The organism is Rheinheimera marina (assembly GCF_042654345.1).
Lineage (GTDB): Bacteria > Pseudomonadota > Gammaproteobacteria > Enterobacterales > Alteromonadaceae > Pararheinheimera > Pararheinheimera marina.
On record NZ_JBHSGB010000010.1, the window covers coordinates 812,761 to 821,037 of the forward strand.

The following is an 8,277-nucleotide window of genomic DNA, read 5'->3' on the forward strand; positions in this document are numbered from 1 at the left end:
TCAGAGGTGAGAAATGTCGGGACTTGGTGAGTACAACACTCCAGCGAAGCTTCGTGCTTTGCTTCAGACGTTGTTTGAGAACAACCAACTCCCGACACACCGAGGAAAAATCGCTCGCTCCTTGATGGAAAAAACCTACGGATTTCAACACGCTTCGCTTTCCAATTATTATCAACTCCCGAAATACCAATGGTGCAAGCAAGTTTTAGACGATTTCGAGCAAGAGACCATAATACTCAATGGCGGCTCTCTTACTCAGATTCATCATGCTTACGGGACACCTGAAAAGTTTAAAGCCCTCCTAAACCACCTAAAGAATAACTTTGATGAACTGCCTGTTTCCAAAAGTGCAAAGAGACCAGGAAGCATATCCCGACGGGCATTTGAGAAAAAGTTTAATTTCCCTGCAGGGTCCATGTCTGGAAGGATGAGATCTTGGCATTGGGCATGCGAACTGTTCGAACAGTTCGAAATTGAATTATACGAGGAAGGAAATACTGGCACTGTCTGGGAAAGAAAGGTTCCAGAAATTCGGAATTTTCTGGAAGCATTAACGAAAGCCAATAGACTACCTATTAATGGACTTGGAAAATTAAATAAAAAAGCAGTGTTGACGGCTTTTGGTTTAGGGGAGGGGGAGAGCACAAGTGTTGTAGAGAAGCGTTCTCCAAAGCTGAGATCACTTCTTGAAGAGTATGATCTGGTCGTTAAATCCAACGGATACTCGCAATTTTCAGCTGACCGTTATCTTGACAAGTTGAAGCACATTTTAGCTACGAATGAGTTAGTACTTGATTCAAGTCATCGAATAATCAGCTTGAATTGGTTGGCGAAATTGTTAGGTGTAACTGTCGCAAAGATCAGAAACAGTCCCAATTTAATGGGACTGATTAACGAAAGAACCAAAATTCTGCATGAAAGTCAAAGCCGGGGCCGTACAAAAAAGTCGTTTACAGTGTATGGTGCAGAGCATATCAATGTCGGTGCGATGCCATATTCAGACAAACATGCAAGAGTTTATTCATTCAACTCACTGACAAAATTGTATAGTCTCGAATTTGCAGAAAAAGTAGCAACTTGTTTTATCGCTATAACCAATAACGATGTTGTTGGCACCGCAAAAAACAAATATCTACGTTTATTGGATTTCTTTGAATGGCTTGCGGACTCGCGGAATTACGACAGGTCAATCGCATCTTCATTACGTGATAACACAAAAATTAACGATGCAGAGTTTGGCCGAGCATGCATGGCTTACAGGGCTTATCTTACTCACCCAAACTCCATCAATACAAATTTAAATTTGTATGTCATCACTCAGTTGGGCGAAGCCCGAATCATTCCCAAATTCAAATTTTTAACGCATGCAAGGAAACATCAGGATAAAGGTCACCGTAAGTCGATCCTTGAAGCGTCCATTAATAAAGACGAGCAGTCTCGGTTAGAAAATATCCTGATGGATGCGGCAAAGTATAGAGGGATAGAGATCAGTAATGGAAAAGACACGAGAGACTTTTTAGAAACACTGTTGTTTGAAAAGTTACGAAATCCGAATTTATCTGATGATTTTGTTGAGTCTATGTTAGAAATAACGAATATTCGACTGTCAGAGATACGTATTCAAGCAAGCAAAACATTCAGGGAATGGTCTATTTTGTACGAACGTGGGAAAGAGCTGCTTAAGTTGGCAACTGTCAACTGTGAGGAGTTCCGTTCGAAAATGGATGATCGGGCATCTATTTCAAGCTTTCAATGGACAAAATATATTGCAGAAGTTTTCCCCAACCATGAGCCAGAGCTGCTGCTGGCAAACTTATTATCGGTAATCAGTAATTTGTACCAGGGCTGCCCTCCAACTTCCACTACAAGCAACATGCAGATGTGGAACAAAAAGTATCAATTGGTTGGAGGGCTGGAAAACGTCGCGTCACATTTGGTACCAACCCGAAAGGCGCTCAGCGCTGCACTAATACTATATTTATGCGAAAGCGGTGCCAACGTTGCTGTAGCTACAACATTAGCGCCGGACTGCGTGCGAAACTCATCTGTTCCGCTCCATAAAAAGATTGTAGGTCGAAAGGACAGAGCAAATGGCAAGGTGATCTATGATGATTTACCTCTACGTGCTGACGGTGAAGATTATGTCAGCGCTGTTCAGGCTCTAGAAGGCATTTGTGCTGCCCAGCGGTCCGCTGGTAATGATGTGTTGAAATATTATATGCAGGGCGCGATCCATCCCCTTGTCGAGTATGCTTTTCGCGCGGATTTTAAAGCGATTTGCTCTCAATCAGATTATTTAAAGCAATTTCAGCTCGTTCCGTCGATGCTGAGGCCTACAGTCTTGCTGAATATTCAATTGAAAGACCCTGCTAATCTTGGCATCGCTCAACTAATTGCCCAACATGAGTCAGCCAGTACCACGCAAGGCTACACCAATAAACTGCCGCATAGGGTTCAGATGGAGCGAGACATTCTCGAATTCCAGAAGACATTACAGATCGCAATGATTTCCGGGGACGAAAATGCCCCAGTAAAATTGGGAATTGAACCTATTACCTGGAATGAGCACAGAGCGAAAATGCAAAAAACAGGGTGGGGAGTGTTTTGTAAAGATCGCGAAATCATCGACGTTAAAGGGCAATCTGTGCAGTGCACGGAAGTAGAAAATTGCGTGAAATGCAAACATGATAGAATGTTGGTTTCTGCTGATCCTGAATCCATTTCCGAGATGATGATCTGGAAAACTGCGTTAGAAAGACATGAAGAACGTATGTCTACGACCAACATGGAACGATGGACAAACATTTGGGTTCCCTGGCAAGCATTCTTTTATGTCGTTCTAGAAGAGAAGATGACCCGGGGCGTATTGAGTTCGATTAAAAGGAAGGCAGAAGAAATTGTAAAAAACAAGATCGCCGATTCACGTTTTGTCATGCCGGAGCCATGGTAATGAATAAGATAGCACTTGTTGATATTTTTCAGTCAGACAACACAAAAGAATTATTTCAATTTAATAAAGATAATTGGCCGTGGCTGAGCAATATTGCTATTTCTGATTGTGCGATAGAGATCACTGATACAACGGGAGAATTGATTAGTTCTACTGTTGTTAACTTAGATATCGAACTCCTCAATGGTAGCCGTCTCACTGACCATAAAAACAAGGAATTCTTCAACTTAGTCATCGAGTATGTTGAACTTTACCGGTTACATAACCCTAGCGTCAAAGCTCACGTGCATGCACATCGTATTACCTCCCTATTGGGATTCATTTGCTGGCTTGGTAAATATAATATACGAACTCTTTACAACGTTACCAGAACTCACATTGATGCATTTGTTAACGACGCGGTCTATGGAACTGAATTCGCATTGGATATCCCTTATAGGGTGTTTTGTTCAATCAAAACACAACTGGCTGAGGGAGATAAATCGCTATACCGGCAAACAAACACTTTCAGACGCTCTGTTATATACAATCAAGCTTCAGTGGATAAGTTGCCTTGTAGTAGGCTTACCTACACACCAAAAATTGTCGACTGGTTTGAAAACCAACTCAAAAACCATGTTCCCGAAATAGATTTAGAGAAAGTCCAATATCAGGAGCTTTTGGACGAGCTGGATTTAGTTCCATCGCCTATCACAGTGCAGGATCTTCATCGAAAATTAATACCACTTGACGAGATCTGGTGCTGGAAGCATTACTTTAAAAGTAAAACCTTTCGAACAGAACCTTTTATCGAAGGGGCATCCAAGGTTGCGACACGGTTTGGTTCAGTTACCCAGCGCACGAGAACAATACCACCAAAAACAGCATTTGCAATAATGAGCGAAAGCGCAAAGTGGGTCATTGACTATTCCGATGAAATTTTGAGTTTGTTAAATGAAAAAGCCGATGCTCGAACAGTTGTAGATCGTTTGTCTGCAAAAGGCCTAAAGATTGATGTTCGTGATGGCCGCAGGAAGCACTATGGGGTGGTTACGCTTGACGGTGTTGTCCGATATCTGTTTGCGGCGTGTTTTACAGTGATAGCCTCATTAACTGCGAGACGTAAAGAAGAAATTTTTGATCTTGGCTTCAAGTGTGTTGATGAAGATCGCGGGGATGGTGCTTATTGGCTAACTATTTATATCGAAAAAACAAGTCAGAGGTATGATCTATGCCCTGTTCCTGTAATGGTTAAAAAGGCTGTTGGCGTATTGGAGAAGTTAAGTCACGAAGCGAGACTGTGCTCGCAAAGCGACTCACTCTGGCTGTACATCTCCGATGGTGAAGTAGTTAGCCTTGGAGACGGTCCCATCAGGTATAGTTTGCAAGATTTTTACTGCAAATTTGTTGATCCAGAATCAATTGAAAACTGGAGTTTGTCTTTTCATCAATTTCGCCGCATGTTTGCGCTTCTATATTATTATCGATTTGAGGGCGCGTACATCGGCGCGCTTTCTTATCATCTGCGCCACTTCAACATTGAGATGACAAAACGATACATCACTGATGAAAAGTTTATGAAAGAAATGAAGGAGATTGGTGAAGATTGGACTGCCAGCTTTTTACGACGAGTTATTGCAGGCGAAGAGAAAATTGGTGGTAAAGCTGGCGAGAAAATGAAGCGGAAATTGGCTGATTGGTTGGGACATTTTCGCGAAAATGTGGATGTTGTTGAACGTGAGCGCGTCGTTGAAAAGTTAATGCGTTATATGAACAGGGTTGGAACAGACTTCACTCAACAAGTATGGGGAACCATCTGCTCTTGTCCGAAAAAAACTACTCTGCGACGATATGCCAATTGTGCAGACGGTAACGGCGAACCAAATATACAGAATGGCTCTGAGGAAATTTGTGGGGGCTGTCCATACAGTGCGTACACATCTCGTTTTGCCGACGCAATCTGTCATAAGATTGAATCTAAACAAAAAGCAGTCGATTTTTGTGGTCACGGTTCTGTACTGGGTGAAGTATCAGGGGTTCAGATTGTTGTTTTACAAGACTTGCTGAGTAAAGCTGAAAGCATCACTACTTTTGAGGTGCAGAGTGGTTAATCCTCTGAGTAATCAAGTAAAAGCGAAGAATTTGAGCGAGCAAATTGATCGTCGATTATCGCTTCTGCAAGGCAAGCTAAATGGCGACCACTCAGAGCTAGTTGTTCCAAAAAGCCTAACGAAATTACGCCTTTGGGAACATCCCGATTACGGAATAGAAAAGATCGGCAGCCCAAGCTCCTTTGTGACCTCCCATCAAGAGCACGGTCGGAAAATTGCAAAAATTGCAGAGTGCTTAAGTTTAATAAACAAACTTGCGAAGCGTCCCAAAAAGCCAAGGGAACAAAAACTAACCGAAGTTATCCGGCAAAACAACCAGCTTCATGAGTCTTTGCAGAATACTGCAAACCAATTTGTTAAGTATAAAACCGAAATTGACCGACTTAATGAAGAAAAACTTCTTTTGCAAAGCAAAGTCGAAGGACTAGTGGAACAATTGAAGGAGAAAAGCGAGGAGTTACTGGCAGCTAGAGATGAGATGATATCTTTGCGAAAAGCCCTTGTTGTCGATGGTATCGCTGCACACTCGAACGTAACACAGGTCAATTTTGGTAAAGATAATAAAGAAAGATGACTCTAGATTGCCTACTTGTCTTGAACGAAATCTGAAAGATTTACTGGTTTATTGCATTTATTTAACTTTGCGCAGGTGTTTTACAAGGCCGAGCATCCTATGATTTTTTATAAAAAAACAGATGAAGATTGTCGAATCAAAGGCAAATTTAAAGAAATTGATGCAAGTGGCATCCCCGTATTTTTTGACAGTAAAGGTATTATTGAAGAGGTAAGTCACTATTTAATTTATAAATCTCTTAAAGATACCGGCGCCACTAGTTCGGTTAAAACATATGCAGATCAACTCCAGACTTTCCTAAGGTTTCTTGACGAAAATGGGAAGAGAATAACATGGAGAGATGTAACAGATAGGCATTTGGTTGAGTTCAGTAATATCAAAACAGGTGAAGGCAAAAAAGCTGCTTATGTGGCAGGAGTTTTACAAACTGTTTTTTCATTTTATGTTTGGGCTGAGCAAAATCAGTATATTCGTCAGCATGTCGCAATTCATGGGGACGAAAGGAGCTATGCAATTTCTGCAAAGCGATCAAAAAATGGATGGTCATGGCCGTATCTACCGGAAGGTCATTCTAAATCACGGCCTACGCCAACCAATGAAGATTTAGAGCGACTGCATGCAACTACTATTGAAGAGTCAGAAGCTGTTGGCGTACGTGATTCTCTTATATTCACAATATATGAACGATCTGCACGCAGAATGGAAGCACTGCAGATTAAAGTATCAGATGTGCCAGATTGGGATGAAATTGAGAGATATCAGAGAGAAAATAAAATATTCCATGTTGAGGTCTTGGGTAAGCGAAAAAGGTTTAGGGATCTCGACTTCCTTCCTGAAACGATGGAGTTGATTCGAGGTTATATAGAGACAGAACGACTTGCTGCAATAAAAGCTGCCAAAAAGAGAGACCGTTTTTATAAGGAGCCCTCAGACCTATTCGTCGGTGCGACAACGGGTAGGCCACTGAATAAGGAGTACATCTCTCGCCGCCTATCTGGATTGATGAAAAAAGCCGATGTAGATGGAACAGGACACCGAGTTAGAGCAAAGGGATTAACTGATATAGTCGCTGCATTTGACGGGTATGATGACAGAGGGCAGCCAAAATCCGCACAAGACGTGCTGATAAGAGCTGCTGAAAAGGCAGGTCATTCAAATATCGAATCGTTGAGACCTTATCTGGCACTTTCGAGAAGCGAGGGGATTGCTGCGAAATTGCACAATTTTGAATTGCTCAGGTCTCTAGAAATAAAAATACAAATGCGGAAGAAAAAACTGGCAGAAATGGATAAATCACACGTTTTGTTCGAGACTTTAAGCAAAGATGTCGATTTTGAGAATGAACTCTTTAAGTTCTTACAGGCTTACAAAGATAAAAGGTAGTACTCACTTTTCTGCAATCTTTTCCTATCAGAGTTTTTTCATTGTACATGTTGTTTCGTTTTATGTATTTTTGATCGGTACGTATTGGGCCAGCAGAAAGGAGACTCTGCAGATGCAAGTGATCAGTCGTGGTTCGGAATGGCATCGATGGGAGCCGCATATTCATGCGCCAGGTACAGTTCTCAACAATCAGTTTGGTGCTGACGACCCATGGAACTCTTACCTCACGACTCTTGAAGGTCTGACTCCTCAGATCGAGGCTATCGCCGTTACCGACTACTATGTCACGGACAGCTATGAGGCGTTTCTCAAGCATAAGGCTGCTGGCCGACTGCCCGGCGTGTCGCTGCTATTCCCTAATATTGAACTTCGCCTTGATATTGCAGCCAAGACAGGCTTTGTAAACGTCCATCTGCTGGTTAGCCCTGAAGATCCCGATCATTTATCTGAGGTGAAGCGAATCCTAAAGCGCTTGCAGTTCCAAGCTTTCAACGACCGTTTCGACTGCACGCGCGAGGAGTTGATCAAGCTCGGTAAACGAGCTGACTCTAACATTACTGATGATGGCGCGGCGCTCCGACATGGCGCTACACAGTTCAAGGTCAATTTCGATCAGCTGCGAAGGGTCATTAGCGAGAGCGAATGGGCGATGAAGAACATCCTTATTGCTGTTGCTGGCAGTACTGGTGACGGCACATCCGGTGTTCGTCAAGCCGCCGACGCTACTGTGCGTCAAGAGATCGAAAAGTTTGCTCACATCATCTTTACCAGTAGTGCGGCGCAGCGTGATTTCTGGATCGGCCAACGAGGCATCGGCATTGAAGAACTGCGCTCGCGCTATAACGGATGTAAGCCGTGTCTCCATGGTAGCGATTCCCATGAGCAGAAGACTGTTGGGCAGCCCGTTGATAATCGCTTTTCGTGGGTCAAAGGCGCGCTGGAATTCGATGCTCTCCGGCAGGCTTGTATCGATCCTGAAGGTCGAGCTTATGTAGGGGAGCAGCCGCCACGTTCAGCAATGCCCTCTCAGGTTATCTCGCATGTCAGAATCGACGATGCAGATTGGGCAACTTCACCGAGCATTCCACTCAACCCTGGCCTAGTGGCCATTATCGGAGCTCGAGGCTCGGGAAAGACTGCTCTGGCAGACATTATCGCAGCCGGTTGCGATGCAATCACCCCCTTCGGATGGAGTGCGGATGAAAATATCAGCCCATCATTTTTAGCGCGTGCACGCCGGCTTATAGGTGACGCGAAGACCACCTTGACCTGGGGGGGGG

Annotated in this window: 4 protein-coding genes and 1 pseudogene; all 5 read left to right on the forward strand. The window is 43.3% G+C overall.

What is annotated here, in order from left to right; translation table 11 throughout:
* Window positions 1-13 precede the first annotated feature (13 nt).
* On the forward strand, window positions 14-2,950 hold the full coding sequence (locus ACFO3I_RS13320) for a hypothetical protein (protein WP_377334612.1): 2,937 nt from the start codon (window positions 14-16) through the stop codon (window positions 2,948-2,950).
* Entirely contained in the window at window positions 2,950-5,040 is a 2,091-nt protein-coding gene (locus tag ACFO3I_RS13325) for a hypothetical protein (protein ID WP_377334614.1), read from the forward strand. Before ACFO3I_RS13320 ends, ACFO3I_RS13325 begins: the two co-directional genes overlap by 1 nt.
* The gene (locus tag ACFO3I_RS13330; RefSeq protein ID WP_296299655.1) at window positions 5,033-5,614 is read left to right on the forward strand and encodes a hypothetical protein; all 582 of its coding nucleotides are present in this window, start codon (window positions 5,033-5,035) and stop codon (window positions 5,612-5,614) included. Before ACFO3I_RS13325 ends, ACFO3I_RS13330 begins: the two co-directional genes overlap by 8 nt.
* A gap of 99 nt (window positions 5,615-5,713) precedes the next feature.
* Entirely contained in the window at window positions 5,714-6,997 is a 1,284-nt protein-coding gene (locus ACFO3I_RS13335) for a tyrosine-type recombinase/integrase (RefSeq protein ID WP_377334616.1), read from the forward strand.
* A pseudogene (locus tag ACFO3I_RS13340) lies at window positions 6,954-8,277 on the forward strand (hypothetical protein); the annotation flags it as partial. The gene ACFO3I_RS13335 and the pseudogene ACFO3I_RS13340, both read left to right, overlap by 44 nt.

Coding starts and splice junctions, on each gene's coding strand:
- ACFO3I_RS13320 (WP_377334612.1), top strand. CDS start 14: ATGTCGGGACTTGGTGAGTACAACACTCCAGCGAAGCTTCGTGCTTTG.
- ACFO3I_RS13325 (WP_377334614.1), top strand. CDS start 2,950: ATGAATAAGATAGCACTTGTTGATATTTTTCAGTCAGACAACACAAAA.
- ACFO3I_RS13335 (WP_377334616.1), top strand. CDS start 5,714: ATGATTTTTTATAAAAAAACAGATGAAGATTGTCGAATCAAAGGCAAA.